This is a genomic window from Aromatoleum sp., from assembly GCF_032027225.1.
In the GTDB taxonomy this organism is placed as follows: domain Bacteria; phylum Pseudomonadota; class Gammaproteobacteria; order Burkholderiales; family Rhodocyclaceae; genus Aromatoleum.
On sequence record NZ_JAVSMM010000008.1, the window covers coordinates 144,871 to 170,183 of the forward strand.

Annotated in this window: 25 protein-coding genes and 1 tRNA gene; 15 read left to right on the forward strand and 11 right to left on the reverse strand. The window is 66.7% G+C overall.

Features of this window, described 5'->3' with window-relative positions; all coding sequences use genetic code 11:
- Position 1 precedes the first annotated feature (1 nt).
- The 4 genes from ROZ37_RS11190 to ROZ37_RS11205 are packed head-to-tail and all read left to right on the forward strand — an operon-like array spanning position 2 to position 2,679.
- Positions 2–1,387, forward strand: coding sequence for a M16 family metallopeptidase (locus ROZ37_RS11190; protein WP_409449955.1), 1,386 nt, complete (start codon positions 2–4; stop codon positions 1,385–1,387).
- Positions 1,384–1,923, forward strand: a complete 540-nt coding sequence (gene rsmD, locus ROZ37_RS11195) for a 16S rRNA (guanine(966)-N(2))-methyltransferase RsmD (RefSeq protein WP_312659431.1) — start codon at positions 1,384–1,386, stop codon at positions 1,921–1,923. The genes ROZ37_RS11190 and rsmD overlap by 4 nt, the downstream gene beginning before the upstream one ends.
- Positions 1,920–2,411: a pantetheine-phosphate adenylyltransferase gene (gene coaD / locus ROZ37_RS11200; protein ID WP_312659432.1), complete on the forward strand. Its 492-nt coding sequence runs from the start codon at positions 1,920–1,922 to the stop codon at positions 2,409–2,411. Before rsmD ends, coaD begins: the two co-directional genes overlap by 4 nt.
- 13 nt (positions 2,412–2,424) lie before the next feature.
- Positions 2,425–2,679 carry a YfhL family 4Fe-4S dicluster ferredoxin gene (locus tag ROZ37_RS11205; RefSeq protein WP_312659433.1) on the forward strand — a complete coding sequence of 85 codons (255 nt, stop codon included), beginning with the start codon at positions 2,425–2,427 and terminating at the stop codon, positions 2,677–2,679.
- 235 nt (positions 2,680–2,914) lie between these two features.
- Here the strand turns inward: ROZ37_RS11205 and ROZ37_RS11210 are convergent, their stop codons facing one another.
- The gene (locus ROZ37_RS11210) at positions 2,915–4,891 is read right to left on the reverse strand and encodes a dynamin family protein (RefSeq protein WP_312659434.1); all 1,977 of its coding nucleotides are present in this window, start codon (positions 4,889–4,891) and stop codon (positions 2,915–2,917) included.
- A 177-nt stretch (positions 4,892–5,068) separates the two neighbouring features.
- Positions 5,069–5,884 (reverse strand): bifunctional DNA-formamidopyrimidine glycosylase/DNA-(apurinic or apyrimidinic site) lyase, encoded by an 816-nt coding sequence (gene mutM, locus ROZ37_RS11215; protein ID WP_312659435.1) that lies wholly within the window; start codon positions 5,882–5,884, stop codon positions 5,069–5,071.
- Positions 5,885–6,066: 182 nt separating this feature from the next.
- Between mutM and ROZ37_RS11220 the strand changes: the two genes are divergently transcribed.
- The 7 genes from ROZ37_RS11220 to pth all read left to right on the forward strand — a co-directional run bounded on the left by ROZ37_RS11220 (position 6,067) and on the right by pth (position 11,724).
- Positions 6,067–7,797, forward strand: coding sequence for a tetratricopeptide repeat protein (locus ROZ37_RS11220; protein WP_312659436.1), 1,731 nt, complete (start codon positions 6,067–6,069; stop codon positions 7,795–7,797).
- The gene (locus ROZ37_RS11225) at positions 7,794–8,375 is read left to right on the forward strand and encodes an outer membrane lipoprotein LolB (RefSeq protein ID WP_312659437.1); all 582 of its coding nucleotides are present in this window, start codon (positions 7,794–7,796) and stop codon (positions 8,373–8,375) included. Before ROZ37_RS11220 ends, ROZ37_RS11225 begins: the two co-directional genes overlap by 4 nt.
- Complete coding sequence (ispE, locus tag ROZ37_RS11230) at positions 8,357–9,211, forward strand: 4-(cytidine 5'-diphospho)-2-C-methyl-D-erythritol kinase (RefSeq protein WP_312659438.1); 855 nt, start codon at positions 8,357–8,359, stop codon at positions 9,209–9,211. The genes ROZ37_RS11225 and ispE overlap by 19 nt, the downstream gene beginning before the upstream one ends.
- A gap of 45 nt (positions 9,212–9,256) precedes the next feature.
- Positions 9,257–9,333, forward strand: a tRNA-Gln gene (locus ROZ37_RS11235).
- 76 nt (positions 9,334–9,409) lie between these two features.
- The gene (locus ROZ37_RS11240; protein ID WP_312659439.1) at positions 9,410–10,360 is read left to right on the forward strand and encodes a ribose-phosphate pyrophosphokinase; all 951 of its coding nucleotides are present in this window, start codon (positions 9,410–9,412) and stop codon (positions 10,358–10,360) included.
- An 81-nt stretch (positions 10,361–10,441) separates the two neighbouring features.
- Positions 10,442–11,053, forward strand: a complete 612-nt coding sequence (locus ROZ37_RS11245) for a 50S ribosomal protein L25/general stress protein Ctc (protein WP_312659440.1) — start codon at positions 10,442–10,444, stop codon at positions 11,051–11,053.
- 50 nt (positions 11,054–11,103) lie between these two features.
- Positions 11,104–11,724 (forward strand): aminoacyl-tRNA hydrolase, encoded by a 621-nt coding sequence (gene pth, locus ROZ37_RS11250; RefSeq protein WP_312659441.1) that lies wholly within the window; start codon positions 11,104–11,106, stop codon positions 11,722–11,724.
- Here the strand turns inward: pth and ROZ37_RS11255 are convergent.
- A complete protein-coding gene (locus ROZ37_RS11255) occupies positions 11,666–13,654 on the reverse strand; it encodes a diguanylate cyclase domain-containing protein (protein ID WP_312659442.1) in 1,989 nt (662 codons plus the stop codon). The genes pth and ROZ37_RS11255 overlap by 59 nt on opposite strands.
- Here ROZ37_RS11255 and ROZ37_RS11260 point away from each other — a divergent pair.
- Together ROZ37_RS11260 and ychF are read left to right on the forward strand one after the other, a co-directional pair.
- The gene (locus ROZ37_RS11260; RefSeq protein ID WP_312659443.1) at positions 13,649–14,080 is read left to right on the forward strand and encodes a hypothetical protein; all 432 of its coding nucleotides are present in this window, start codon (positions 13,649–13,651) and stop codon (positions 14,078–14,080) included. The genes ROZ37_RS11255 and ROZ37_RS11260 overlap by 6 nt on opposite strands.
- Before the next feature lie 322 nt (positions 14,081–14,402).
- Positions 14,403–15,494, forward strand: a complete 1,092-nt coding sequence (gene ychF, locus ROZ37_RS11265) for a redox-regulated ATPase YchF (RefSeq protein ID WP_312659444.1) — start codon at positions 14,403–14,405, stop codon at positions 15,492–15,494.
- Positions 15,495–15,641: 147 nt separating this feature from the next.
- On the opposite strand, the gene ROZ37_RS11270 is transcribed toward ychF, so the two are convergent.
- From ROZ37_RS11270 to ROZ37_RS11280, 3 genes are read right to left on the reverse strand one after another with little or no spacing between them, the layout of a single operon-like run.
- Positions 15,642–16,058: a GtrA family protein gene (locus ROZ37_RS11270; protein WP_312659445.1), complete on the reverse strand. Its 417-nt coding sequence runs from the start codon at positions 16,056–16,058 to the stop codon at positions 15,642–15,644.
- A complete protein-coding gene (locus ROZ37_RS11275; protein WP_312659446.1) occupies positions 16,055–17,740 on the reverse strand; it encodes a hypothetical protein in 1,686 nt (561 codons plus the stop codon). Before ROZ37_RS11275 ends, ROZ37_RS11270 begins: the two co-directional genes overlap by 4 nt.
- Positions 17,737–18,759 (reverse strand): glycosyltransferase family 2 protein, encoded by a 1,023-nt coding sequence (locus ROZ37_RS11280; protein WP_312659447.1) that lies wholly within the window; start codon positions 18,757–18,759, stop codon positions 17,737–17,739. Before ROZ37_RS11280 ends, ROZ37_RS11275 begins: the two co-directional genes overlap by 4 nt.
- Before the next feature lie 98 nt (positions 18,760–18,857).
- On the opposite strand from ROZ37_RS11280, the gene ROZ37_RS11285 reads away from it, so the two are divergent.
- Positions 18,858–19,763, forward strand: coding sequence for a ChbG/HpnK family deacetylase (locus ROZ37_RS11285; protein WP_312659448.1), 906 nt, complete (start codon positions 18,858–18,860; stop codon positions 19,761–19,763).
- Complete coding sequence (gene gluQRS, locus ROZ37_RS11290) at positions 19,760–20,668, forward strand: tRNA glutamyl-Q(34) synthetase GluQRS (RefSeq protein WP_312659449.1); 909 nt, start codon at positions 19,760–19,762, stop codon at positions 20,666–20,668. Before ROZ37_RS11285 ends, gluQRS begins: the two co-directional genes overlap by 4 nt.
- A 52-nt stretch (positions 20,669–20,720) precedes the next feature.
- Here gluQRS and ROZ37_RS11295 read toward each other — a convergent pair whose 3' ends face one another.
- From ROZ37_RS11295 to ROZ37_RS11315, 5 genes are all read right to left on the reverse strand, one after another.
- Entirely contained in the window at positions 20,721–21,431 is a 711-nt protein-coding gene (locus tag ROZ37_RS11295) for an SDR family oxidoreductase (RefSeq protein WP_312659450.1), read from the reverse strand.
- A gap of 193 nt (positions 21,432–21,624) precedes the next feature.
- The gene (gene clsB, locus ROZ37_RS11300; RefSeq protein WP_312659451.1) at positions 21,625–22,782 is read right to left on the reverse strand and encodes a cardiolipin synthase ClsB; all 1,158 of its coding nucleotides are present in this window, start codon (positions 22,780–22,782) and stop codon (positions 21,625–21,627) included.
- Positions 22,779–23,552, reverse strand: coding sequence for an endonuclease/exonuclease/phosphatase family protein (locus ROZ37_RS11305; protein WP_312659452.1), 774 nt, complete (start codon positions 23,550–23,552; stop codon positions 22,779–22,781). The genes clsB and ROZ37_RS11305 overlap by 4 nt, the downstream gene beginning before the upstream one ends.
- Complete coding sequence (gene nadA, locus ROZ37_RS11310; protein WP_312659453.1) at positions 23,552–24,655, reverse strand: quinolinate synthase NadA; 1,104 nt, start codon at positions 24,653–24,655, stop codon at positions 23,552–23,554. The genes ROZ37_RS11305 and nadA overlap by 1 nt, the downstream gene beginning before the upstream one ends.
- Positions 24,656–24,752: 97 nt before the next feature.
- On the reverse strand, positions 24,753–25,205 hold the full coding sequence (locus tag ROZ37_RS11315; RefSeq protein WP_312659454.1) for a rhodanese-like domain-containing protein: 453 nt from the start codon (positions 25,203–25,205) through the stop codon (positions 24,753–24,755).
- Positions 25,206–25,313: the final 108 nt, after the last annotated feature.

Here is a 25,313-nt window from a genome sequence, read left to right on the forward strand (position 1 = left end):
CATGAACGAAAACATGACCGCGAAAATGCGCCGTTTTGCTCACGCTCTCGTTGCCGTGGCCGCCGCCGCGTGCGCCGCGTCGGCCGTCGCCGGCCCCGACATCCAGAACTGGACCGCGGCCAGCGGGGCGCGCGTGTATTTCGTCGAAACCCGCGCGCTGCCCCTCGTCGACATCCAGGTTGCGTTCCCGGCGGGCGGCGCGTATGCGCCCGAAGACAGCGCGGGAGTCGCCGGCCTCACCCGCAGCCTGCTCGACGCCGGAATCGAGGGCATGGACGAACAGCAGATCGCCGAGGCGATCGCCGATACCGGCGCGCGCGTCGGGGGCGGAGCCGACCTCGACATGGCGACGCTATCCTTGCGTACGCTGTCGAGCGACGCCGAGCGCGAAGCGGCGGTGGGGCTCGCGGCGCGGCTGCTGTCCACCCCGACCTTCCCCCCCGAAGCGCTCGAACGAGAACGCGCCCGCTCCATTGCCGCGCTGCGCGACGCGCTGACCCGGCCCGACACGATCGCCTCGCGCGGTTACACGAGCGCGGTCTACGGTGACCATCCCTACGGCAAGCTCGTGACGATCGAGTCGCTGCAGCGGATCACGCGCGATCAACTCGTCGCGTTCCATCGCGCGCGCTACACGGCCGGTGCCGCATCCGTTTCGATCGTCGGCGACGTCGGCCGCAGCGAGGCCGAACGCATCGCGAACCGCCTGACCGAAGGCCTGCCGCGCGGAGCCGCGTCGGCGGCGTTGCCCCCGCCGCAGATGCCCGCGCGCGTGACACGGCACATCGAGCATCCGTCGGCGCAGGCCCACATCGCAATGGGAATGCCGGGCATCTCGCGCGACGACCCCGATTATTTCCCCTTGCTCGTCGGCAACTACGTCCTCGGCGGCGGCGGTTTCGTGTCGCGGCTCACCAAGGAAGTGCGCGAAAAGCGCGGCTATGCGTACAGCGTATACAGCTCCTTCCAGCCGCAGCGGGTCGCGGGCCCGTTCGAGATCGGCCTGCAGACGCGCGGCAGTCAGGCCGACGAGGCGCTGAAGCTCACGCAGGCGGTGCTCGACGAATTCGTCGCGCAAGGACCGACTTCGGACGAACTGCAGGCGGCCAAGGACAACATGGTCAACGGCTTCGGGCTGAGGCTCGACTCGAACCGGAAGATTCTCGATTACGTGTCGATGATCGGCTTCTACGAGCTGCCGCTCGACTGGCTCGACACTTATCCGCAGCGCGTCGCGGCGGTGACGGTCGGGGCCGTGCGCGATGCGTTCTCGCGGCGCATCCGCGACGAGAACCTCGTCACGATCGTCGCCGGTGGCGATGGCGACACGGGTGCGAACGGCGCGGCCCCCACTCCTGCGGCACCAAAGGCGGGACACGGCAATTGAGCCGGGTTCGCATCGTCGGCGGCGAGTGGCGCTCACGCCTCATCGACGTCGCGAAAGTCCCCGGTTTGCGGCCGACGCCAGACCGGGTCCGCGAAACGCTGTTCAACTGGCTGGGCCAGGATCTCGACGGCCTCACCTGCCTCGACCTCTTCGGCGGCTCGGGCATCCTCGGCTTCGAGGCCGCATCCCGCGGCGCCTCGGCAGTGACGATCGTCGAGCACGACCCGCGGGCGTTTGCCGCGCTCCGACAAGCCGCAATAACCCTCAACTCGGCGCGGGTAGAGGTGATCCGGGGCGATGCGGTAAGATTCGCGCAAAACGCGTCGGAGCAGTTCGACGTATTGTTTCTCGACCCTCCCTACAAGCAAGGCTGGCTCGCCCGGCTCGAACCGTGGCTGGAGCGGGTTCTCAAGCCGGACGGGTGGCTCTACGCCGAGTCGGAAGCCCCGCTCGCGGGACTGGGCGCCTGGCGGACGACGAAGCAGGGCCGGGCCGGCCAGGTCCATTTCCATCTACTGGAGCGGAGGCAGGAATGAAGGAAGGGGTCGCGATTTATCCCGGAACGTTCGACCCGTTTACGCGCGGTCACGAAGATCTCGTGCGACGGGCGTCGCTGCTGTTCGACAAAGTCGTCGTCGCGGTCGCCGAGAGCAGCGGGAAGGCGCCGATCTTCACGCTCGAGGAACGCGTGGAGATCGCGCGGCAAGTGCTCTCGCCGTTCCCGAACGTCGAAGTCACCGGCTTCAACGGGCTGTTGATGAATTTTCTGAAGATGCGCAACGCGCGCCTGATCCTGCGCGGGCTGCGGGCGGTGTCCGACTTCGAGTACGAATTCCAGATGGCCGGAATGAACCGAAAACTATTCCCGGACGTCGAAACCGTGTTCCTGACGCCGTCCGACGAATACATGTTCATCTCGGCGACTATGGTTCGAGAAATCGCCCGCATGGGCGGGGATGTCAGCAAGTTTGTACAGCCGGCGGTCAACGAAAGGCTGCTGCAAAAAGTATCTTTGAAGCGATAGTGAGGAAGTAGAGATGGCCCTGATGATCACGGACGAATGCATCAACTGCGATGTGTGCGAGCCGGAATGTCCCAATGGCGCGATTTCCCAGGGGGACGAGATTTACGAGATCGATCCGAACAAATGCACCGAGTGCGTCGGCCACTTCGATGAGCCGCAGTGCCAGCAGGTCTGTCCGGTCGACTGCATCCCGATGAATCCGGATGTGGTCGAAACGAAGGAACAGCTGATGGAGAAGTTTCTGCGCCTGACGAGCGAAAAGGCCTGAGGACGGTAGAGGCTCGCACCCGCACTGGGGCGAGCCTGGCTGGAACAAAAACGGACCGCGAGGTCCGTTTCGCGTTTACCGCCCCCTCAGGTCGAGCGCGAATTTCAACGGCGGCGCGCCGTAAGAGGCCGGGATGCAGCGGCGCGGTCCCTGCCGCGACGGTGCGCTGGCGCGCCCCTTCCGGAACCGGACTCGCACTGTCGCCGCTGCCTTTGCCCTGCCCGGCGCGCCCCGGTCACGCGGCGCGTGCGCTGCCTTTGTCGGCGGCATCTCCGGCTGCCGGAACCATCGCCGCACCGAGCACCGCGCGAATCGCGGCCTCGAGTCCCGCGAGTTCGTCGAGTTGCGCAAGCATCGCCGCTTCGGCTTGTTCCAGTTCGGCGACGCGGTCTTCGAGCGTATCGGTCGCCTGGTGGATCCGCTTGACGCTTTCGAGACGTCGCTTGAGCTGCAACTGATACTCCCGTACCTGCGTCTCGAGCGGCGACATCACCGCGCGCAGCCAGTGTTCGACATCCCGGTTCGCAACTTCGAACGTGCGACGGGCCTCGACCGCGACCGTCTCGAAGAACTTCTGCGTCAGCGCGTGCTTTTCGGTCGTCACGAGCGCCAGCGCGGTATTGATCTGCCGGTTGAATGCGGCTTCGAGCCGGTCGAGTTCGCGTTCGTAGCGTAGCGTCGAAAACGCCTCCGGCGCCGTCAGCTTGAGGCCATGCTCGACGCTGAAGCGCTTGTACATGCTGTCGAGCATGCACGTGATCTCGGTGATCTCGTCCGACGAGCGCGCGAGGTTGCTGCGCAGATGCTCGAAGAAGCCTTCCATCGCGGCCCGGAGCCCCTTCGAGAATGTCGACTCCAGCATCGCCTCGCGGGTGCGGCGCGTCTCGTCGCGCAGCGCGTCCATGCCGAGGTGCGCGAGCAGATTGTTCGTGAGATTCGAGAACACGCTGCGCACCGCGTAATACTTCTGCAGCCCCTGCTCAAACTCGGTCTTTTCCGAACGGATCTTGCGCATCATGTACTCGATGACGCTCTGGTTCTTGCCGCGCAGGTCGGTCAGTTCCTGCAACTGCTCGCGCAATCCGGCGAGCCGCGCGTCGAGCAGCTCGCGCGTCTGTGCGATCAGATCGTCGGTTTCGGCGAGCGTGCTGTCGCGCACGATCTCCTGCTTCGTCGGCAGCAGGTCTTCGGTCAGCGCGCGCTCGAGCTCCGTCAGGCGGCTGCGTTCGAGCAGCGCCTGCTCGCGCTGGATGCGCGCGACCAACCCCTTTTGCGCGGACACCGGAAAGACGTGCCGGGCGTCGATGTCGAGCGTTTCGGCGACGGAAGCGACCTGCCGATCGATCTCGTCGCAGATCCGCGCGTCGTCGCGCAGACCATCCCACAGCCCGTCGATCTTGTTCAGCACGACGAGTCGCCCCTTACGGCGCGCCGGGCCGGTGTGCACGTATTCGCGCCAGATCGCGAGATCGCTCTGCGTGACCCCGGTGTCGGCGGCGAGGATGAACAGGACTGCGTGCGCATTCGGCAGCAACGACAATGTCAGTTCCGGCTCCGCGCCGATCGCGTTGAGGCCCGGCGTGTCGAGCACGACGAGCCCCTGTTCGAGCAGCGGGTGCGGGAACTGGATCACTGCGTGGCGCCAGCTCGGAATCTCGACGAGCCCGTCGGCGCCCGGCCTGAGTCCCGTTTCGCCTTTCGGATCGACTTCGAAGCCGAGCTGTCGCGCCTCATCCCGCGACACGCGCTCCGTTTCGCCGACGCGCGAAAAAGCCTGCTGGAGCGCCGTGACCGAGCCGGATTCGAGCGGCAGCACGAGCCATTCGCCCGGCATCCGCTTCAGATCGGAGACGCTCGCGTGAGTCGCGCGCGAGCGGATCGGCAGCATCCGGATCTCCGGCTGCGCGCCCGCGCTCCATTGGAGTTCGGTCGGACACATCGTCGTGCGGCCCGCGGCCGAAGGCAACACGCGGTCGCCGTAGTCGGAAAAGAAGATCGCGTTGATCAGCTCGGACTTGCCGCGCGAGAACTCGGCGACGAAGGCCACCGTCAGCTTGTCGTCCCGGAGCCGGTCGAGCACGTACTGCAGCCGCAGGTCGCCCTGCGCATCGCCGATCTCGTTGCGGGCCAGCCACTGCCGCAGACGCGCGACCGCCGACGACGCACCGGCTCTCCACTGACTGTAGGCCGAGAATTGATCCACCAGGCTCATGACCGTCTCACACTTCGCGCCGCATGCCGGCACAACCTGTTACAAACGGGATCAGCATAACCGCCTTTTCGACGCCGACCAATCCGGAGCGCCCGCAGCGCGATGGACGGCGAATCGGGCGCGACGAGCGTCGACACGACAGCCATTTTCCCGGCGGAAAACCGCGCCGCCGACGCCTCAAAGTCGCTGGCAGCGCGGACAGAAAAATGTCGAACGCTGTCCGACGACGATTCGTCGTATCGGTGACCCGCAGACTCGACAGGGCTCGCCTTCGCGCCCATACACGAAATAATCCTGCTGAAAGTAGCCCGGCCGCCCGTCGCCGCCGACGAAGTCGCGCAAGGTACTTCCCCCTGCGGCGATCGCGGCGACGAGGGTCGCGCGGATTTCGGCCACCAACCGCGCCGCCCGTCGCGGCCCGATCTTCCCGCCGGCTTCGAGCGGATGGATCCGGGCGCGAAAGAGGCTCTCCGACGCATAGATGTTTCCGACGCCGACGACGCGCCGTGCATCCATCAAGGCCTGCTTGATCGGCGCACGCACCCCGTGCATCAGCGCATGGAGCTTCCCGCCGGTGAATTCGTCATCGAGCGGTTCGCAGCCCAGATTCGCGAGCAAGGGGTGCGACAGTGCGTCGCCGGGTTGCCACAGCACGAGCCCGAAGCGCCGCGGATCCCGCAGGCGCAAGGCCTCGTCGCCGAAGACGAAATCGACATGGTCGTGCCGCCCGGCCGGCTCGTCGGCGCGGACGAGGCGCAGGCTGCCGGACATTCCGAGGTGCACGATGACGCTCCCGTGCGCGAAGTCGAGGAGCAGGTATTTCGCGCGCCGCCTCACCGCATCGACCCGCTCGCCGACGACGTGGGCGGCAAGATCCGGCGGCACGGGCTGCCGCAAGCTCGGATTGCGCACGCGCACTTCGGTCACCCGCCTACCGCAAACATGCGGGCGGATACCGCGACACGTGGTTTCGACCTCCGGGAGCTCCGGCATCGGGATTCCGTACTTAATACATCGGCAAGCGGCGCGCTTGCCGATGCGAGGTGAAACTGCATAACATCGGGCGAACGCAATCCCGTCCAGCCCTTCTAACCGACTTTCAGGCCACAGCACCCAGTCCGCCAGAGCCTCGGCAGCCGGCCTGAAGTTTCTCGGAATCCCCCAGGGCCATCAACATGAATCGACACCTTTCCCTGCTGACCGCCTGTCTCGGGCTCAGCGTCGCCCTTACCGTCCCGGCTTTCGCTCAGACGGACGACGCGGTCGGCGAGGAACGCCCGACAAGCGCTGCAGCAGACGCCTCCCTTCCTGCGCAGGATCTTACGCCGCGCGTGCTGTACACCTTCCTGCTCGCCGAGATCGCGGGAGCACGCGGCCAGATCGACGTCTCGCTCCAGGCCTATCTCGATCTCGCGCAGCGCACCCGCGACCCTCGCATCGCCAAGCGTGCGGTCGAAGTCGCGCTGTTCGCACGCGATACGCAGGCGGCGACCGAAGCCGCTCGCATCTGGGCCGAAGCCGAGCCGGAGTCCGCCGAGGCGCGCCGGGTCCTCGCGAACGTCCTTTCGGGCGGCGCTGGCGAACTCGACCAGGTGCAGATCCAGCTTGCCCGGCTGCTCGCACAGTCGCCCGAGCAGATCGAGAATCACCTAATGAGCCTGAACCGTGCGTTCGCGCGTGTGCCCGACAAGGCGGCGGTGAAAGAAATCATCCATCGTCTGACCGAGCCCTATTCCGACCGTCCCGAGGCGCATTTCGCCCGCGCGCAGGCGGCGATCGCGATCGACGACGAAATGGAGGCGCTCGCGGCGATCGAAACCGCATTGAAGCTGCGCCCGGACTGGGAACCGGCGATCCTGTTCAAGGCGCAGTTGCTCGCGCAGCGCGACGCGCCCGACGAAGCGATCGCCCTCCTCAAGGCGCATCTCGACCGCAACCCCGAAAGCCGGAACACGCGGCTTACATACGCCCGCGCACTCGTGTCCGCGCGGCAGTTCGACGCCGCACGCGATCAATTCCGCGCGCTCCTCGACGCAGCACGCGATGACCGCGACCTGATGTATGCGGTCGGACTGCTGTCGGCGCAAGTCGAGGATTACGACGCCGCGGTGCCGTTGCTCGAACGCGCGCTGGACGCAGGCCACCCCGAGGCGGACGGCATCCGGCTGAACCTCGGCCAGATCGCCGAGCGCCGCAAGGACCCGGAGCGCGCGCTGCAGTGGTATCGCAGCGTCGAGCAGGGGCGGCACTATCTCGACGCGCAGGTACGTATCGCGTCGGTGCTCGCCGAGCAGGGCAAACTTAAGGAGGCGCGCGAATATCTGCAACGCATCGACGCTGACGCAGACACGCGCAAACGCCTGCGTATCGCCGAAGCGCAACTCCTGCGGACCGCCGGCCACAGCGCGGAGGCGTTCGCGCTGCTCGACGAGGAACTCCAGCGCGCGCCGGACGACCAGGACCTGCTCTACGAATCGGCGATGCTCGCCGAACAGATGGGCAAGATCGATGTCATGGAGAGCCGGTTGCGCAAGCTGATCGCGCTCAAGCCCGATCACGCCCATGCGTACAACGCACTCGGCTACTCGCTCGCCGACCGCGGCGAACGGCTCGAGGAGGCGGAGTCGCTGATCACGCGCGCGCTCGAGCTGACGCCCGGCGACCCGTTCATTCTCGACAGCATGGGCTGGGTCCGCTTCCGGCGCGGCAATCCCGAAGAGGCGCTGCGTCATCTCGAACGCGCGTACGGCATGCGACCCGACCCGGAAATCGCCGCACACCTGGGCGAAGTGCTGTGGGCGATGAAGCGGGAAGCGGACGCGGCACGAGTCTGGAACGAAGCGCTGCGCGCGCACCCCGACAATTCGGTCCTGAAGAACGTCATGCAGCGCTTCGAGAGCCGATGAACCGAAGTCTCCGGCTTGCGCTCGTCGCTGCTCTCGGCTCAGGCACCCTTCACGGCTGCGCGATCCAGCCACCCGCCGCTGACGTCGCGCACGTCGCCCGCAGCGCGGCCGCCGCGTTCGAACTCGAGGGCCGGATCGCCGCGAGCGACGGCGAGCGCGCCGCCAACGGCGGGCTGTTGTGGACGCATTCGCCGACGATGGACGAATGGACGGTCCTGAGCCCGCTGGGCCAGATCGTCGCTCAGCTCGTCAGCACGCCGCGTGGGGCACGCCTGCTCACCGCGGACGGAACGGTCCAGGAAGACGAAGACGCCCACGCGATGCTGCCGCGCCTGCTCGGCGTGTCGGCGCCGCTCGACGGGCTCGCCTCCTGGGTGCAGGCGTCGCCGCGCCCGGGCGCGCGCGTGCTCAGCGTCGATGCGGTCGGCCGTCCGGCTCGCGTTTCAGACGCAGGCTGGATCATCGAATACGCCGAATACCGCGACGCGAGCCCCGGCGCCGCGCCGCGGAGAATCGATGCGACCTGGGGCGACACGCGCATCCGCCTGATCATCGACCAATGGACACCACTGACCTGACCCGCCTCATCGACTGCTCCGCTCCGGCCAAGCTCAATCTTTTCCTCCACGTCATCGGACGTCGGGCCGACGGCTATCACCTGCTGCAGACCGCGTTCCGCCTGCTCGACTGGGGAGATCGGCTGTCCTTCGAACTGCGCGAAGACGGCCGCGTGGAGCGCGTTTCCGACATTCCGGGCGTTCCCGCCCAGCAGGATCTCGTCGTTCGCGCCGCCGACGCGTTGCAGTCGGCCACCGGCTGCCGCCTCGGCGCGAACATCACGGTCGACAAACAACTCCCGATGGGCGGCGGCCTCGGCGGCGGCAGCTCGGACGCTGCGACGACGCTTATCGCGCTCAACCGGCTGTGGCGCACCGGACTTGATCGCGAGCAACTCGCGACGCTCGGCCTTCAGCTCGGCGCGGACGTGCCGTTCTTCATCTTCGGTCGCGACGCGTTTGCCGAAGGCGTCGGCGAGGAATTGAAGGCAATCGAGCTGCCGCCGGCGTGGTACGTCGTCGTCGCACCCCCGGTCACCGTGCCGACCGCCGAAATTTTCTCCGCGGAAGAGTTGACGCGGGATACGGAACCCCTCAAACTTACGGACTTCGCAGCAAGCACCACCCGAAACGACTTGCAGGCAGTCGCTTGCAATCGGTATCCCGAGGTGAGTGCGGCAATCGACTGGCTATCGCAATTTGCGCCGGCCCGCATGACCGGATCAGGCGCCTGCGTCTTCGCGCAGGTGGCAAGCGGAGATGATGCACAGCGCATCGTCGAAAGCTGTCCCGAACGGTTCCGGGCCTGGAAGGCACGAAGCCTCGCGCGGCATCCGCTGCACGACTGGGTCGATTGAGCGGGCGAAAAGGTTTTGATTGGTTGTACTGAAAACAGGTTTTACTGGGGAGTCGCCAAGTTGGTCAAGGCACCGGATTTTGATTCCGGCATTCGAAGGTTCGAATCCTTCTTCCCCAGCCAGCATTGATACGGGCAGGCCACGGGCCTGCCCGTATTGTTTTTATCAAGCCATTCTATCGGCATCGGAGCTTCGGACATGGCCTATGGCAGCCTGATGGTCTTCACCGGCAACGCCAACCCCAAACTCGCGGCGGATGTCGTGCGCAGACTGGGCATTTCCATCGGGTCGGCCACGGTCGGTCGTTTCTCCGACGGCGAAGTGAACATCGAACTGCTGGAAAACGTCCGCGGCAAGGACATTTTCGTCCTGCAGCCGACCTGTTCGCCGACCAACGAAAACCTCATGGAGTTGCTGGTCCTGGTCGATGCGTTGAAGCGCGCGTCGGCCGGCCGCATCACCGCCGCGATTCCCTACTTCGGCTACGCCCGCCAGGACCGCCGGCCCCGTTCGGCGCGGGTGCCGATCACCGCGAAGGTCGTCGCGAACATGCTGCAGGCCGTCGGTGTGCAGCGTCTTCTGACGATGGACCTTCACGCCGACCAGATCCAGGGGTTCTTCGACATCGCGGTCGATAACGTCTACGCGGCGCCGGTACTGCTCGCGGACCTCGATAAGCAGAAGTACGACGACCTGCTCGTCGTCTCCCCCGACGTCGGCGGCGTCGTGCGCGCCCGCGCGTTCGCGAAGCGCATGGAGTGCGACCTCGCGATCATCGACAAGCGGCGCCCGAAGGCGAACGTCTCCGAAGTCATGAACATCATCGGCGAGGTCAAGGACCGCACCTGCGTGATCATGGACGACATCGTCGATACCGCCGGCACGCTGTGCAAGGCCGCGACGGCGCTGAAGGAAAACGGCGCACGCCGCGTGCTGTCGTATTGCACCCACGCGGTGCTGTCCGGCTCGGCGGTCGCGCGGATCGGCGAATCCGACCTCGACGAGCTCGTCGTCACCGACACGATCCCGCTGCGCGACGACGCGAAAGCCTGCCCGCGCATCCGTCAGGTATCGGTCGCCTCACTGCTCGCGGACACGATGCTGCGCATCAGCAACGAGGAATCCGTCAGCTCGCTGTTCATGGAATGAATTTCGTCCCCGGCGCAAGCCGGGGACTTCCCCCTCCGCCTGGTCGCGGGCGGATCTTTGTTTCAACCAGGAGCCATTGCAATGCAAATCGAATTCAAGGCCACCAAGCGCGTGGAACAGGGCACGGGTGCGAGCCGCCGCCTGCGTCGCGCCGGCCGGATCCCGGGCATCATCTACGGTGCCGACACCGGCGCGCAGGCGATCGCCGTCGACCACAACGAGCTGTATCACCTGCTGAAGAAGGAAACGTTCCACGCTTCGGTGCTGTCGATCGACCTCGAAGGCACGAAGCAGACCGTGGTGCTGCGTGACACGCAGTGGCACCCGTTCCAGCAGCAGGTCCTGCACCTCGACTTCCAGCGCATCGACGCGGGCCAGAAGCTGCACCTGAAGGTGCCGCTGCACTTCGTCAACGCCGAAGTCTGCCCTGCCGTGAAGCTCGGCGGCTGCATGATTTCGCACACGATTACCGAACTCAACGTCGAGTGCCTGCCGGCCAACCTGCCGGAATTCGTCGAAGTCGACCTGAAGGACCTCGAGGCCGGCGCGTCGGTCCACGTGTCGCAGCTCAAGCTGCCTGAAGGCGTCGCGATCGTTCAGCACGGCGAAGGCGATCCGGTCGTCGCGACCGCGCTGACCGTGAAGGGCGCCGCGGCGGAAGAAACCGCCGAAGGCGAAGGCGAAGCGGCCTGAGGTTGCAATTTGCGTCCCAGGCATGACGCAGCCGGGCGGAGGCCGATTCGATGAGCACCGCGACACCGCGCCTCGTCGTCGGCCTCGGCAATCCCGGCGCCGAATACACCGGAACCCGGCACAACGCCGGGTTTTGGTTTTGTGAGCAGCTCGCCGACAAGCTCGGCATCCGCTTCAGTCACGAATCCCGCTTTCATGGCTTCGTCGCGAACGCGCGCGAGCTCGGGATCTGGTTGCTGATGCCGCAGACCTACATGAATCGGTCGGGACAGGCGGTCGGTGCGTTGGCGCGGTTTTACCGCATCGCCCCCGCCGAAATCCTCGTCGTCCACGACGAACTCGACATCCCGCCCGGCCAGTTACGCCTGAAATTCGGCGGCGGCCTTGGCGGCCATAACGGCCTCAAGGACACTTCCGCGCACCTCGGCACGAACGATTATTGGCGCCTGCGCGTGGGCATCGGCCACCCGGGCGACCGCAACGAAGTCGCCAATTACGTTCTCAAGCCCGCGCGCCGCGAAGAACAGACGCAGATCGACGAGGCGCTCGAGCGGGCTCTCTTGGCGTGGCCGACGATCGCGCGCGGGGACTGGAACTCGGCGAGCACTCGGCTCAACGCGCGACCGGCTCCGCCGAAGCCGTCGAAACCGAAGGAGCCTCCGGCTCCGTGACGCAGGAATGGAACCGGTACGCGCAGCGGCCGGATTCCTTCGCCCGATACATCGCCGCGTCGGCGCTTTTCAGCAAGGTTTCGCCATCGCTTCCGTCGTCCGGATAGCACGCGACTCCAATGCTGGCACTGATCGATACCAGGCGGCCGGCGAGCTCGAAGCTCGCCGCGAGCTTGCTTACGAGCTTCTCGGCGACCGCCGCGGCGTCTCCACAACTGTCGAGTTCGTCGAGGATGACCGCAAATTCGTCACCCCCCAGTCGCCCGACCAAGTCGCTCGCGCGCAGGCAAGACTTCATGCGTGCCGCCGCGGCTTTCAGCAACAGATCGCCGGCTTCATGCCCGAACGTGTCGTTGACGGCCTTGAAGCGGTCGAGATCGATGAACATCACGCCCACCCCGCAGTTGTTGCGTTTCGCCCGCAGTAGCGTTTCGTCGAGTTGCGCCTTGAACAGGACATGGTTCGGCAACTGGGTGAGGGCATCGTGGTGTGCCTGGAACTCGAGCCGCGATTCGTATTGCTTGCGTTCCGAAATGTCGTTGCCGACCGACACGAAGTGCGACACCTTGCCGAGCTTGTCGCGGACTTCGCCGATGCTCACCCACTGTGGATAGACCTCGCCCGAGCGGCGCCGCTCCCAGATCTCGCCGTGCCATTGGCCCAAGGCGCGCACGCTGCGCCAGATTTCCTCATGGAAGGCCCTGTCGTGCCGGTCCGAACGCAGCAGATCCAGCGTCCGGCCGACGACTTCCTCGCGTCGGTAGCCAGTCATCGTCGAAAACGCGCGATTGACCGAGACGACGCGGCGCCGGGAATCGAGGATCGCGACCGCGTCGCCGATACTTTCGAGCGCGTTCGCGGCGATTCTCAACTCCTCCTCGGATCGCGCGCGCTCGCTGACGTCCTGCACCGAACCGGCGAACCGCAGGATCTTGCCCATGCCATCGACGCTCGCCTCTCCCCGCACCTGGACATGACGCCCGCGGTCGGCAGCGAGTCGATGCTCGAGGTCGAGCGCGCCGCCTTCCGCTAGCGCCGAGAACGCGCCTCGCACACGCTCACGGTCCTCGGAATGGACGCATGCGAGGAAGGTTTCAAGATCCGCGCGCGCTGGCAGTCGGTCGAGGCCGAGGATTTCGCAGGCCTGCATCGATAGCGCCATCCGCCCGCGCGCGACGTCCCACTCCCAATTGCCGAGTCGCGCGATCCGCTGGGCATCTTCGAGCTGGCGCCGATGGTGCGCGAGCTTCTCGTCCCGAACCCGGATCTGCGCCAGCATGTCGTTGAAACCTTCGATCAGCGTGCCGATTTCGTCCTGACCGGCGGGCTCGACACGCGCCGAGTAATCCTGCACGCGCGACACATACTTCATCGCGTGCGCGAGGCGGATGATCGGTTGAGAAATGATTTTTTGCAGCCGCGCCGACAGCATCAGCGCAACGAGACCGGCGGCGGCAATGATCAGCGAGAACATGCCCGCGTCGTGCAGGAGCGCGACGCGCAGCGGGCGCAGATCGACGTCGATCAGGAAGGAGCCGATCGTCTCCCCGTCAACGACGATAGGCACGGGGATACCCAGCCGGTCGTCGAGGTCGCGGTCGTCACTTGCATCGGCCATCCCGCGCACGACGAAGTCCGCCAACGGGGAACCGTCGCGGTCCCGCACCGCGGCCGCGAGTATGCTCGGCTCCACGGCCAGCGCTGCGAGCGTCTCCTGCGCGGCCGCGCGGTCACCGGAAGTCACCGCGGCGGCAACATTCGCCGCGCCGATTTTCGCCAGTACGGTCATCCGCGCGCAGAGCTTCTGCTGTTCGGTCGCCGCATAGCGCGCCGTCAGCGCGAGGCCGCCGAGCACCAGCACGACGCAACAGACCGTCATGATGATGACGGTGAGCTTGCTGCGCAGCGGGAGATCGCGGAACGGGTGCATGACGTTCGCCGTTTTAATGTGATGGATCGACGTGATCGTATCGATGCAGGTGCTCCGCTTCATGGATTGCCGCGCGGGAACCCGAGGCCCGCCGCAGCGATCCTGCACGGCGCGACCGCGGTCGCGGAAACCTGGAATTGCACCGACGAAGACAGCGGCGGCAGCTCGGTCGACCTCAGCTCTTCGAGGCTTGATTCGATGAGATCAGGCACCGAAGCCGCAAACGTGCGCGCCGATGCAGCGACGACCGCGATCGGGACGCTCGCGCATGCGAGCCTCCGTGGTTTCCTGTTGCCTGTCGACCGAGAGTTCATGAGATTTCCCGCCGCACCGTCGTCAATAGGCCACCGTGACCACGATCGTGTCGGTATACGTGCCGGCAGAATGATTTTGCCCGGCCCGGATACGCCGGGATATGGAATATGACCGGATCGTGACGATAAGGCCCCGATCGAAGCTCCGAAGCCCACCAGTCACCCCGTCCCCCGGCTCCTCGTCGGCTTGAAATCCTTGTCGCATTCTCGACCGTCATCGATTCCGAGCAGCGAAAATCGCGGCTGTGATCGAATTCACAGCCCGATAAGGTCGGGAGTTACAATCGCGGCTTTCCGGGCGAAGACCGGTCGATTTCGTCGGCGTCGACGAAGCCCTGCCTTCGCACCCGGCTTCACTCACCAGCTGCAAAGCGCAGTCGTTCCGCCGACGGTTCAAACCTCGACTCCACGGCGCGCAGAACACAAGGAATTGCATGAGCCTCAAATGCGGAATCGTCGGTTTGCCGAATGTCGGCAAGTCGACCCTCTTCAACGCGCTGACGAAATCCGGCATCGCGGCCGAGAACTATCCCTTCTGCACGATCGAGCCGAACGTCGGCATCGTCGAAGTGCCCGATCCCCGTCTCGACGCGCTGTCGACGATCGTGAAACCGCAGAGGGTTCAGCCTGCAATCGTCGAGTTCGTCGACATTGCGGGCCTCGTCGCCGGCGCCTCGAAAGGCGAAGGCCTCGGGAATCAGTTCCTCGCGAACATCCGCGAAACCGACGCGGTCGTGCACGTCGTGCGCTGCTTCGCCGACGAGAACGTCGTCCACGTCTCGGGCAGCGTCGATCCGATCCGCGACATCGAGGTCATCGACACCGAACTCGCGCTCGCCGACATGGCGACCATCGACAAGGCCCTCGCGCGCTACAAGCGCCCCGCGGCGGCCGGCGACAAGGATGCGAAGGCGCTCGTCGCGGTGCTCGAAAAATGCGTCGCGCAGCTCGATCAGGCGAAGCCGGTGCGCGGGCTCGATTTGTCGAAGGAGGAATGGGCGAGCCTGAAGCCGTTCTGCCTGATCACCGCGAAACCCGTGCTGTATGTAGCCAACGTCAAGGAAGGCGGCTTCGAGAACAACCCGCACCTGGACGCGGTTCGCGCGCACGCAGTGGCAGAGAAGGCGGAGGTCGTCGCGGTGTGCGCGGCGATCGAAGCCGAGATCGCCGAGCTCGACGACGCCGACAAGAAGGAATTCCTCGCCGACCTCGGCCTCGACGAGCCGGGGCTGAACCGACTGATCCGCGCCGGCTACAAGCTCCTCGGCCTGCAGACCTACTTCACCGCCGGCGTCAAGGAAGTGCGCGCGTGGACGATCCACGTCGGCGATACGGCGCCGCAGGCGGCCGGCGTCATCCACACCGACTTCGAGCGCGGCTTCATCCGCGCGCAGACGATCGCCTACGACGACTTCATCGCGTACAAGGGCGAACAGGGCGCGAAGGAAGCCGGCAAGATGCGCGCCGAAGGCAAGGAATACGTCGTCAAGGACGGCGACGTGCTGAACTTCCTGTTCAACGTCTGACGTCCTGATCCCGCCTCACGGGAGACGCGCTCCGCCGCGCGCCCGCGAGGCATCGTCTCGCCGCCCCCGGGCGTCCCGGCCCGTTTTTCAGGCAATACGACATTCACGCTGCCGGCGCGACACGACGGCGAGACGGACGGCCGCCGTTCAGCGCTTCATCGCGTCGCTCGCGGCGTCGGACTTGCGGAAAGTCCACCGCGCGTTGCCGGTGTAGTGCCAGATCAGCAGCAGACCGGTCGTCACGACCTGCGCGAGCAGGTAATGCAGGCCGAGCGTCACGGTGAAGCCGTACATCAACAACGCGTTCCACAGGAGGCCGACGCCGGCCACGGCGAAGAAGCGCGGCAGCGCTTCGACGTGGGCGCGATCGGAGCGGAACACGAGGCGGCGATTGAGCGCGTAATTCACCAGCGCGCCGAGCACGAAACCCGCGACCGAGCCGAAGACGGGGCGGACGCCGCCCCCCTCGACGAGTGCGAGCAGCAACGCATAGTGAGCGAGCGTGCCGACCGCGCCCGCGGCCGCGAAGCGTGCGAGGCGGCCGACGAGCGATCGGTGGCTCATTTCGGCTCGCGCTCGTGCCCGACGAGCGCACGCCGGTCGCGCACGATCGCGAGCACGACGCCGTCGCGCACGATTTCTCTGACGATCTTCCCCTTCACCACCGCGTCGCAATTCATATGAGTCGCCGACAGGAAGAAATCGGCCGCGCGCCAGTTGCGCGTGACGTCGAGCCCCGGGGCGAGCCACGCCGCCGCTTGCAGCGACTCGGCGCATACCGCCACAGTGTGGCGCCGATGCGGCCTGCCCTCGGCGGCGACGTAGGCGTTCAGCAGTCCCACGGCTTCGCGCAGGCTGCTCGACCAGTAGTCCTGCTCCCAGCGGTCGACGCTGCCATGCACGCCGCCGGCGAATGCGTTGTAGAAAACGTACTCGTACGGATGCAGGCGTGCGAGGCTCACCACGTGCGTGAGCGCGAGCAGGAGACAGCCAGCGGCGGCCGCGAGACGCGTACGCGGCCAGGGCGCGCCGTGCCTCCACGCACTGTGAAAACCGGCAGCCGCGATCACGGCGAGCGGCGGAAGCACGAACGTGAAGTGACGGATTCCGTTGTAGAGCGGCGGCGCCGCGACGAGCGTATAGACGACCGGAAACGCGGCGGCGAGAGCGACCGGCAGCAGGATCAGCGTCGATTGCCGGCCGTCGCGGGACGACAGGATCGGGAGCGCACGCAAGCCCGCCGGCAGCGCGAACGCGATGCCGAGCAGAAACAGTTCCGGCAGGCGGACCAGGAGGTAGCTCAGCAGGTAGTGCCCCGGCACCTCCCCGTTCTTCATTACGACGCCGTCGAGAATCGTGTCGAGCGGGAACGAGAAATGCGAAAAGGTCGTCATCGCGCGGAACAGGTTGCCCGGCGACAGGACTGCCCATGGCCAGAACACGGCCATCAGCGCGAACGCGACGGCCCCCGCCGGCAGCAGTGCCAGCAGCGCGCGCCGCAGGATCTTCAGCCGCGCAGCCGCGTCGTCGCCGCCGATCCACGCTGCCGCAAGCACCGCGACGCCGAGATAGAACACCGCGAACACCGCGCCGACGCGCAGCCCGAATGCGGCGCCGATCGCAACCCCGAGCCCGATCGCGTCGCCGACACGTACCGCCGGCAGGCGTATCGCGAAGCGCGTCGTGAAGTACAAGGCCCAGGTCATCATCGCTGCGAAGGGCACGTCCTTCGTGTGCGTGAACATCGCCCCCGACCATCCGCCGGTCAGCAGCAGCAGCACGAGTGCGACGAGGCCGCCGCGCTCGCCGACGACGAGCCGCGCGAGTTGCCATGTCCCCGCGAGACCCGCGAGGCCGAACGCGCCGGACAGCAGGTGGCGCAGATCCCAGACGTTCATCGGCACGATCTGTTCGAGCGTTGCCGCGATCAGATCGAACAGGCCACCGTAGAGATACAGGTTCTTGTACGCGAACGCCGCACGCTCGACGAAGCCCGACGCGTAGAACTCGACGAGCAGGCGGCCATAGACGTGCTGCACTTCCTCGTCGTTGCTGATGCCGTATTGCCTGAACGTGAAGACGATGAAGACGCCGGTCGCGACGAGCAGCGCCAGCGCGACGTGCTGTGCGCGGACCGCCGAGAGCAGCGCCTCGCCCCTCGGCCACGCTGACGCCGCACCGGTTGCCGTCTGCCCGGGAGCGGGCGCGTGGCTTTCGCGCGCCCCTGCATGCTCCGCCGCGCTCATCGCTCTTCCTCGGGGAAACCGGCCTGCTCGGCGACGAGGTAAAGCGGCCGCCCCTTGACTTCGGTGAAGATGCGCCCGACGTATTCGCCGAGCACACCGAGGCTGATCAGCTGGATGCCGGACAGGAACAGCGTCGCAACCATTACCGACGCATAGCCGGGCACATCGATGCCCCAGATGATCGTGCGGATCACGAGCCACGCGCCGTAGGTGCTGGAAAGCGCCGCCATGCCGATGCCGACGAGCGACCACACGCGCAGCGGCAACGTGCTGAACGCCGACAGACCGTCAATCGCATAGCGCAGCAGGCGCAGCAACGACCACGCGGACGCGCCGGCTGCACGCTCGGCCGGTTCGAACGCGATCTCTTCCTGACGGAAGCCGACCCAACTCGTGATGCCCTTCATGAAGCGCGTGCGCTCCGGCAAGCTGTTGATCGCCCGGACGACCGCGCGATCGAAGAGTCTGAAGTCACCGCCACCCTCCGCGAGCGCGACCTCGGACACGCGCTTGAACAGCCCGTAAAACCCGCGCGACAGCTGGCGCCTCAGCCACGGATCGGTCTCGCGCGAGCGCCGCACCGCGGTCACCATCTTCGCGCCCTGACGCCACCGCTCGAGCATCTCGGGGATCAGCTCCGGCGGATGCTGCAGGTCGCCGTCCATCAGCACGACGACGTCTCCCGTCGCGGCCCGCAAGCCCGCGGCCATCGCCGCCTCCTTGCCGAAATTGCGCGCGAAGCGGATCGCGCGCACCGCCGGATCGCGCTCGCACAGCGCGGCCGCTTCGGAATACGTGCTGTCGCGGCTACCATCGTCGACGAACACGATTTCATGGCTGTCGATCGCGACGCGCGCGAGCACTGCCGCCAACCTCGCGTGCAATTCGCCGAGCGAACCGCTCTCGTTGAAGAGCGGGATGACGACGGACAGCTTTGGTCGCAGGAGCGCGACTTCGGTGAATGACTCGGGAGAAGGACTCGTTTCGATCTTCGGTTCGGGGACTGGGGCGGGGGACACGGTTTTACATTCGGCAAGGCCTCCGGGGCCGGAGACTTGTGCCGTAAACGCAGAACCCCGCTCGCGCGTTGACGGCAGACTCGTCTGAACAAGTCATCATGAAAAACTCCCTCGAAAGCCGACCGGTGATTCTGTGCGCGGACGACTTCGGGCTCGCGCCCGGCGTCAGCGACGCGATCTGCAGCCTGATCGCGGCGGGCCGGCTGTCGGCGACGAGCTGCATGACCGCGCTGCCGGGCTGGCGCGTGCACGCGTCCGACCTGCAAAGCGTCGTCGCCCGGGCGCCGGCCGACGTCGGGCTGCATCTGACGCTGACCGATCAGCCGCCGCTGACCCGCGCATCGGGACTGTGCGAAGGCGACCGGTTGCCGGCGCTGTCGCGACTGCTGCCGCGCGCGCTCGCGCGGCGCCTCGACCGCCGGGCCGTGCTCGGCGAGCTTCGGGCGCAACTCGATGCGTTCGAGGACGTCTGGGGCGCGCCGCCGGATCATCTCGACGGCCATCAGCACGCGCATGTCCTTCCCGACGTGCGCGAAGCGGTCGTCGACGAGCTGCTGCGCCGCTATCCGGTCGGGCGCGTGTGGGTACGCGATTGCCGCGAGTCGCTCGGGTGTTCCTTCGCGCGGCGGGTCGCGCTGCCGAAGGCGCTGCTGATCGGGACGCTCGGCGTCGGTCTGCATCGCTTGCTGCGCGCGTCCGGCTTGCCGGCAAACGACGGATTCGCCGGATTGCACGATTTTTCCGGCCGTGTGCCGTTCCGCCGCCTGATGCAGGCTTTCCTCGCGCACTCCGGCCCGCGCCCGCTCGTCCACGTCCATCCCGGCCGGGTCGACGCGGCGCTGCTCGCGTGCGACAGCCTGACCGCTCCGCGGGAGGTCGAACTCGACTATCTCGCATCGGCCGGCTTCGCCGCCGACCTCGCTGCCGCCGGCCTGCATCCGGCGCGCTACGCGGATTTCCGCGGCGCTGCGTTACATCCCGCAGCCGCCCGCCCCGTATCGTGACAATCGCCCGCCGTCCCTACGTCGGCCGCTTCGCGCCGTCGCCGACCGGCCCGCTGCATTTCGGTTCGCTGGTCGCCGCGATCGGCAGCTTTCTCGACGCCCGCTCGCGTGCGGGCCGGTGGCTGCTTCGCGTCGAGGATGTCGACGCCCCGCGCACGGTCCCCGGTGCCGCCGACGGCATACTGAAGACGCTCGAACGCTTCGGCCTGGCGTGGGACGACGAGGTCGTCTGGCAAAGCACGCGGCTGGACCTTTACCGCGACGCGTTCGACCACCTGAAGGCCGCCGGCCACGTGTTCCCGTGCGCTTGCACGCGCCGCGAAATCGCGGACTCGGCGCTTGCGCGCGACGGCTCGCGGATCTACCCCGGCACCTGTCGCGACGGACTTCCCCCCGGACGCACCGCGCACGCCTGGCGCGTGCGCGTCGCAGGACGAATCGCCTTCGACGACCGCATCCAGGGCCACCAGGAAGAGAACCTGGAGACCGAGGTCGGCGATTTCGTCGTGCTGCGCGGTGACGGGCAGTTCGCGTACCAGCTCGCGGTCGTCGTCGACGATGCCGCGGCCGGTGTCACCGACGTCGTGCGCGGCGCGGATCTCCTCGGTTCGACGGGCCGGCAGATCCACCTCCAGCATCTGCTCGGCCATCCGACGCCGACCTATGCGCACCTCCCGGTCGTGGTAAATGCGGCCGGCGAGAAGCTGTCGAAGCAGACGCTCGCGCTGCCGGTCGATGAGCTCGGGGCTGCGGACGGGTGGTTCGCGGCGCTCGAGTTTCTCGGCCAGGATCCGCCGGAAGCGCTACGTGGCGCCGGCTTGACCGACGTGCGGCAATGGGCGCTCGAGCACTGGTCCACCGACATCATCCCGCGCAAAGCGGCAGGAACGGCCGGCAAAATGTGAGCGCTCGCCTCGTATCCGCGAAACGCGCTGATCAGATACACTGAGTCGCCCTTCACCACGGAATGGGCTCGCGGTCGCGGAAAAACCCGCCGCTCGGACCGTCCTCGGGCAAGGTCGCGAGCCAGATGACGGTGTCGATGCCCTCCTCGGGGGAACGCGGCGCCTCGGCCCCGCCAATGTTCGTCCGGCACCAGCCCGGGCAAACGGAATTCACCTTGATGGCAGTGTCTGCCGTCTCCACCGCGAGGATCCGCGTCAGCGCGTTCAGCGCCGTCTTCGAGATGCGGTAGGCGGGCGAACCGGCGTCCATCTCCGCGAGCTGCCCCATCGATGACGCGAGATTCACGACCCGCCCGGCGCGGCTGCTGCGCATCAGTGGCAGCAGCGCCTGCGTCACCCGCAACACCCCGAACAGGTTCGTTTCGAGTGTCGCGCGCAGCGTGTCGAGCGGCAGGTCGAGGATGCTCGTGGAATGACGGTCGAGAAGGATGCCGGCGTTGTTGATCAGCACATCGATGCGGCCGAAGCGCTGCGCGATCCAGTCCCGCAACCCGGCAACCGAAGCGTCGTCGGTGACGTCGACCCGGCGCGTCTCGATCCGGTGCCCGCTCATTTGCAGCTTGGCGCGCAACGTTGCGAGATCCTCGTCCCGCCGCCCGGTCGCGACCACGAGCTGGTCTTCCATCGTCGCAAGGCGATGCGCCGCGGCGCGGCCGAGACCTCGGCTCGCTCCGGTAATCACGGAAATCTTGGGGCTATCCATCGCGCGGACTCCGTTACTATCGCCGCAGCGGGACGACGCGCGGCGACGGCGCGGTCCCATCGCTATCCGGCCGCCGGTTGGGGAGCCCGCGATCGGCCGGGTGCCCCGAAAACATCCTGCCGGGGCCGGCGGCGGGGTTGGCCAACGAAACGTAGAGTACGGAAGAGACGCGGGAGTTCAGGCAACGCCGGTGTCAGTGCTTGCCGCGATAGCCGGCGACGCCGATGGCGAGGCGGACGGCCTGGTACGCGAGCCAGCTCGCGATGCGGCGCACCGCCGGCAGACGTCGCCAGCCCTCGTGACACAGCTCCCTCCCCCCGGTCGCCATGCCGCGGGCGAGGCTCTCGCGCAGCTGCGTCGCGAAGTCCGCATCCTCGACGACGACGTTGGCTTCGCGCGCGAGCAGCAGGCTGAACGGATCGATGTTGCTCGAACCGACGGTCGCCCAGCGGTCGTCGACGACGGCCACCTTCGCATGGAGTTCGCTGTCGTGATATTCGTAGAGCCGGATGCCGTGGTCGAGAAAGAAGGGATACAGCGCGCGCGTCGCGTAGCACAGCATCGGATGGTCGGAGACGCCCTGGAGGAGCAGCGACACTTCGACGCCGCGATCGGCGGCGTCGACGAGCGCTTGCCGGAACCGGCGCCCGGGAAAGAAATACGCGCACGCGATCACGACTTCGCGCTTCGCACCGGCGATCGCAGCGAGATACGCGTCCTCGATTTCACGCCGCCGGCGGAAGTTGTCGCGGGTGACGAAGGCGGCGCGTACCGTTCCCGCCGGCGTCACCCGCGCCGGAGCGACGAGCGGTTCGCGCAAGCGGCGTCGCAACCGGGCCCACGACACGATCCGCCACAGGTGGTGTACGGACTCGAGGATCGGCCCGAGCAGCGGACCTTCGACGCGCACCGCGTAGTCGTAGCGGGGCTGCGCGAGATTGCCGCTTTGCAGATCATCGACGATGTTGATCCCGCCGACGAACGCGACCGCGCCGTCGATCACCGCGAGCTTGCGGTGCATGCGCCGCAAGCGGTGACGCCGCAGCGGAAAGGCGCGGAGCTCCCGCCGGTAGATCAGCACGCCGACGCCGTCCGGAATCATTTCGGGCATCAGATCGCGGACAAACAGGCGTCCGCCGAAGCCGTCGACGAGCAGGCGCACGGCGACCCCGCGCCGCGCGGCTCGCCGCAGCGACGCGGCGATGCAGCGCCCGGTCTCGTCGTTTTCGAAGATGTAGGTTTCTAGGAAGACTTCCTTCGACGCGCCGTCGATCGCCTGTTGCAGCGCCGGGAAGAAGTCTCCGCCATTCTCGAGCAGCGTGACTGCGTTGCCCTCGAGAAACTCGCTCACACGCGAGGCTCCAGCTCCGCGGTCAGTGCCGAGTGATCGGAAATTTGCGACCACGGCAGACCGCAGTGGACCTGCGCATGCCGCACGCCGAAGCCCCGGACGTAGATCCGGTCGAGCCGCAGCACCGGAACAGTGCTCGGGAAAGTGCGCGCCGGCCGGCCGCGGCCCTTGTCGAACGCCTCGCGCATCCCTAGCCGCCGCGCGAGCAGGTTGTCGGCGCGATTGCGCCAGTCGTTGAAGTCGCCACAGATGATCAAGGGCGCGCCGGCGGGCGCCAACTGCTCCATCCGGTCGGCGATGACCTCCATTTGCCGGCGCCGACTCCCGGACGTCAGCCCGAGGTGCGCACAAACACAATGAATCGGCGTGGGGAGGTCGGGCACCTGGACTTCACAGTGCAGCAGTCCGCGACGCTCGAAGCGGTGGTCCGAGACGTCGGTATTGGTCGAGTACGTGATCGGAAAGCGGCTGAGGATCGCGTTGCCATGGTGGCCGTGGTCGTAGATCGCATTGCCCCCATACGCGGTCTGCTGCCAGACGTCTTCCGCGAGGAATTCGTGCTGCGGCGCCCCCGGCCAGTCGGCGTGCCGAGTCGCATGGCCGAGGTGCAGCCCCTGCACTTCCTGCAGGAAGACGAGATCGACGTCGAGACTGCGCAGCCGCTCGCGCAGTTCGTGCACCACCATGCGGCGATTGAACTGCGAGAAGCCTTTGTGGATGTTGTAGGTGCAAACGCGCAGACCCCGTCCCGCGCCACGCGCCGCGCCCATCACGACACCGCCAGCATCCGGTCCAGCGCGACTTTCGCGAGTTCGGCCTCGTGCGGCGGCACCTGGATGTGATTGACGACATTGCCGTCCGCCAGATTCTCGAGCGTCCACGCGAGGTGCTGCGGGTCGATACGCTGCATCGTCGAGCACATGCAAACGGTCGGCGCCATGAATTGCACGATCTTGCCTTCCGGCTTGACCTCCTCGGCGAGACGATCGACGAGGTTCAGCTCGGTGCCGACGAGCCAGCGCGTATTCGGCGCCCCGGCCTTGATCGTGTTGATGATGTACTCGGTTGAGCCGACGTAGTCGGAGTTGATGCACACCTCGAGACTGCTTTCCGGATGCGAGATCACGAAACCGTCGGGGTGCTGCATCCGCCAGCGCCGGATATGGCTTTCCTGGAACATCTGGTGCACCGAGCAGTGCCCCTTCCACAGCAGGATCTTCGCGTTGCGGATTTCGTCCGGCGTGAGGCCGCCGTGCTCGAGGTCGGGGTCCCACACGACCATCTGCTCGAGGGGAATGCCTTTCTTGTAGCCGGTCCAGCGACCGAGGTGCTGATCGGGGAAGAACAGCACCTTCTCGCGCTGAGCGAATGCCCAATCGAGGATCTTCGGCGCATTCGTCGAGGTGCAGACGATGCCGCCGTGCTCGCCGCAGAACGCCTTCAGGTCCGCCGCCGAGTTGATGTACGTGACCGGCGTGATCAGCGAATCGGGCGTGCCGAGCACTTCGGCGAGCTCGCGCCAGCAGCGCTCGACCTTCGCGAGGCTCGCCATGTCGGCCATGGAACAGCCGGCCGCGAGGTCGGGCAGGATCGCCTTCTGGTGCGGCTTCGACATTATGTCCGCGACTTCGGCCATGAAATGCACGCCGCAGAACACGATGAACTCGGCCTCGGTCTGCGATGCGAGCTTCGAGAGCTTCAGCGAGTCGCCGGTGAGGTCGGCATGCTGGTAGACGTCGGCGCGCTGGTAGTGGTGACACAGCAGCACGGCACGGTCCCCGAGGCGCGCACGGGCGGCGCGGATGCGCTCCTGCGCCTCGTCGTCGCGAAGCGCGTTGAATCGGTCGAAATTGATGGTTGCAACTTGCGTCATTCGTATCTCTTGAAGATTCCCTCTGCGGGCTCGGTTTGAGACAACGGCGACTGGCAGCGGTTGCATCCGGCCCGGCGCCGCGATTTCCAGCGCCCGGTCAGCTCTGTCGCCACGGCAGCCCCGCATGGCGCCAGCCGCCGATGCGGTTGCGACGCTCGTTGGCATCGCGGTCGCCTTCGAAGCCTTCGAGGACGTTGTAGCATTCCGGATACCCGGCCTCGGCCGCCGCGCGCGCCGCCTTGTCGGAGCGGCCTCCGGAGCGGCACATGAACATCACGAGCGACTGCGGATCGACCTCGCGCTTCAACTGCACGAGGAAATGCGGATTCGGCTGGTTGCCGGGGTAGCTCAGCCATTCGATTTCGACGGCGCCGGGCACTCGCCCGACCCAGTCCCACTCCGCGCGCGTGCGCACGTCGACGAGTTTCGCGCCCGGGGCCGATTGCCAGATTTCGTGTGCCTCGGCCGGCGTCAATGCACCGGCGTACGGCAGACCCAGGTCTTGCGCCCGCTGCCGCGCAAGTCCGAGCAGATCATTCAATTTCCCCATCCCGTCACCCGGATAGAATCGAAGGCCGACAAGTATATCGCCCCGTGCAGGGACCGCCCACCCGCAAGCGGCTCCGGGCGCTCGTCTGGAGCCGCGGTCCCTCGCCAT

What these genes read in the sequence shown, in the direction of transcription:
- coaD (WP_312659432.1), top strand. Translation starts at nt 1,920, where the DNA reads ATGAAGGAAGGGGTCGCGATTTATCCCGGAACGTTCGACCCGTTTACG.
- ROZ37_RS11240 (WP_312659439.1), top strand. Translation starts at nt 9,410, where the DNA reads ATGGCCTATGGCAGCCTGATGGTCTTCACCGGCAACGCCAACCCCAAA.
- ROZ37_RS11190 (WP_409449955.1), top strand. Translation starts at nt 2, where the DNA reads ATGAACGAAAACATGACCGCGAAAATGCGCCGTTTTGCTCACGCTCTC.
- ychF (WP_312659444.1), top strand. Translation starts at nt 14,403, where the DNA reads ATGAGCCTCAAATGCGGAATCGTCGGTTTGCCGAATGTCGGCAAGTCG.
- ROZ37_RS11275 (WP_312659446.1), bottom strand. Translation starts at nt 17,740, where the DNA reads ATGAGCGCGGCGGAGCATGCAGGGGCGCGCGAAAGCCACGCGCCCGCT.
- ROZ37_RS11245 (WP_312659440.1), top strand. Translation starts at nt 10,442, where the DNA reads ATGCAAATCGAATTCAAGGCCACCAAGCGCGTGGAACAGGGCACGGGT.
- pth (WP_312659441.1), top strand. Translation starts at nt 11,104, where the DNA reads ATGAGCACCGCGACACCGCGCCTCGTCGTCGGCCTCGGCAATCCCGGC.
- ROZ37_RS11220 (WP_312659436.1), top strand. Translation starts at nt 6,067, where the DNA reads ATGAATCGACACCTTTCCCTGCTGACCGCCTGTCTCGGGCTCAGCGTC.
- ROZ37_RS11305 (WP_312659452.1), bottom strand. Translation starts at nt 23,552, where the DNA reads ATGGGCGCGGCGCGTGGCGCGGGACGGGGTCTGCGCGTTTGCACCTAC.
- ROZ37_RS11205 (WP_312659433.1), top strand. Translation starts at nt 2,425, where the DNA reads ATGGCCCTGATGATCACGGACGAATGCATCAACTGCGATGTGTGCGAG.
- ROZ37_RS11315 (WP_312659454.1), bottom strand. Translation starts at nt 25,205, where the DNA reads ATGGGGAAATTGAATGATCTGCTCGGACTTGCGCGGCAGCGGGCGCAA.
- ROZ37_RS11225 (WP_312659437.1), top strand. Translation starts at nt 7,794, where the DNA reads ATGAACCGAAGTCTCCGGCTTGCGCTCGTCGCTGCTCTCGGCTCAGGC.
- mutM (WP_312659435.1), bottom strand. Translation starts at nt 5,884, where the DNA reads ATGCCGGAGCTCCCGGAGGTCGAAACCACGTGTCGCGGTATCCGCCCG.
- ROZ37_RS11255 (WP_312659442.1), bottom strand. Translation starts at nt 13,654, where the DNA reads ATGCACCCGTTCCGCGATCTCCCGCTGCGCAGCAAGCTCACCGTCATC.
- ROZ37_RS11285 (WP_312659448.1), top strand. Translation starts at nt 18,858, where the DNA reads ATGAAAAACTCCCTCGAAAGCCGACCGGTGATTCTGTGCGCGGACGAC.
- nadA (WP_312659453.1), bottom strand. Translation starts at nt 24,655, where the DNA reads ATGACGCAAGTTGCAACCATCAATTTCGACCGATTCAACGCGCTTCGC.
- ROZ37_RS11210 (WP_312659434.1), bottom strand. Translation starts at nt 4,891, where the DNA reads ATGAGCCTGGTGGATCAATTCTCGGCCTACAGTCAGTGGAGAGCCGGT.
- ROZ37_RS11295 (WP_312659450.1), bottom strand. Translation starts at nt 21,431, where the DNA reads ATGGATAGCCCCAAGATTTCCGTGATTACCGGAGCGAGCCGAGGTCTC.
- ispE (WP_312659438.1), top strand. Translation starts at nt 8,357, where the DNA reads ATGGACACCACTGACCTGACCCGCCTCATCGACTGCTCCGCTCCGGCC.
- ROZ37_RS11270 (WP_312659445.1), bottom strand. Translation starts at nt 16,058, where the DNA reads ATGAGCCACCGATCGCTCGTCGGCCGCCTCGCACGCTTCGCGGCCGCG.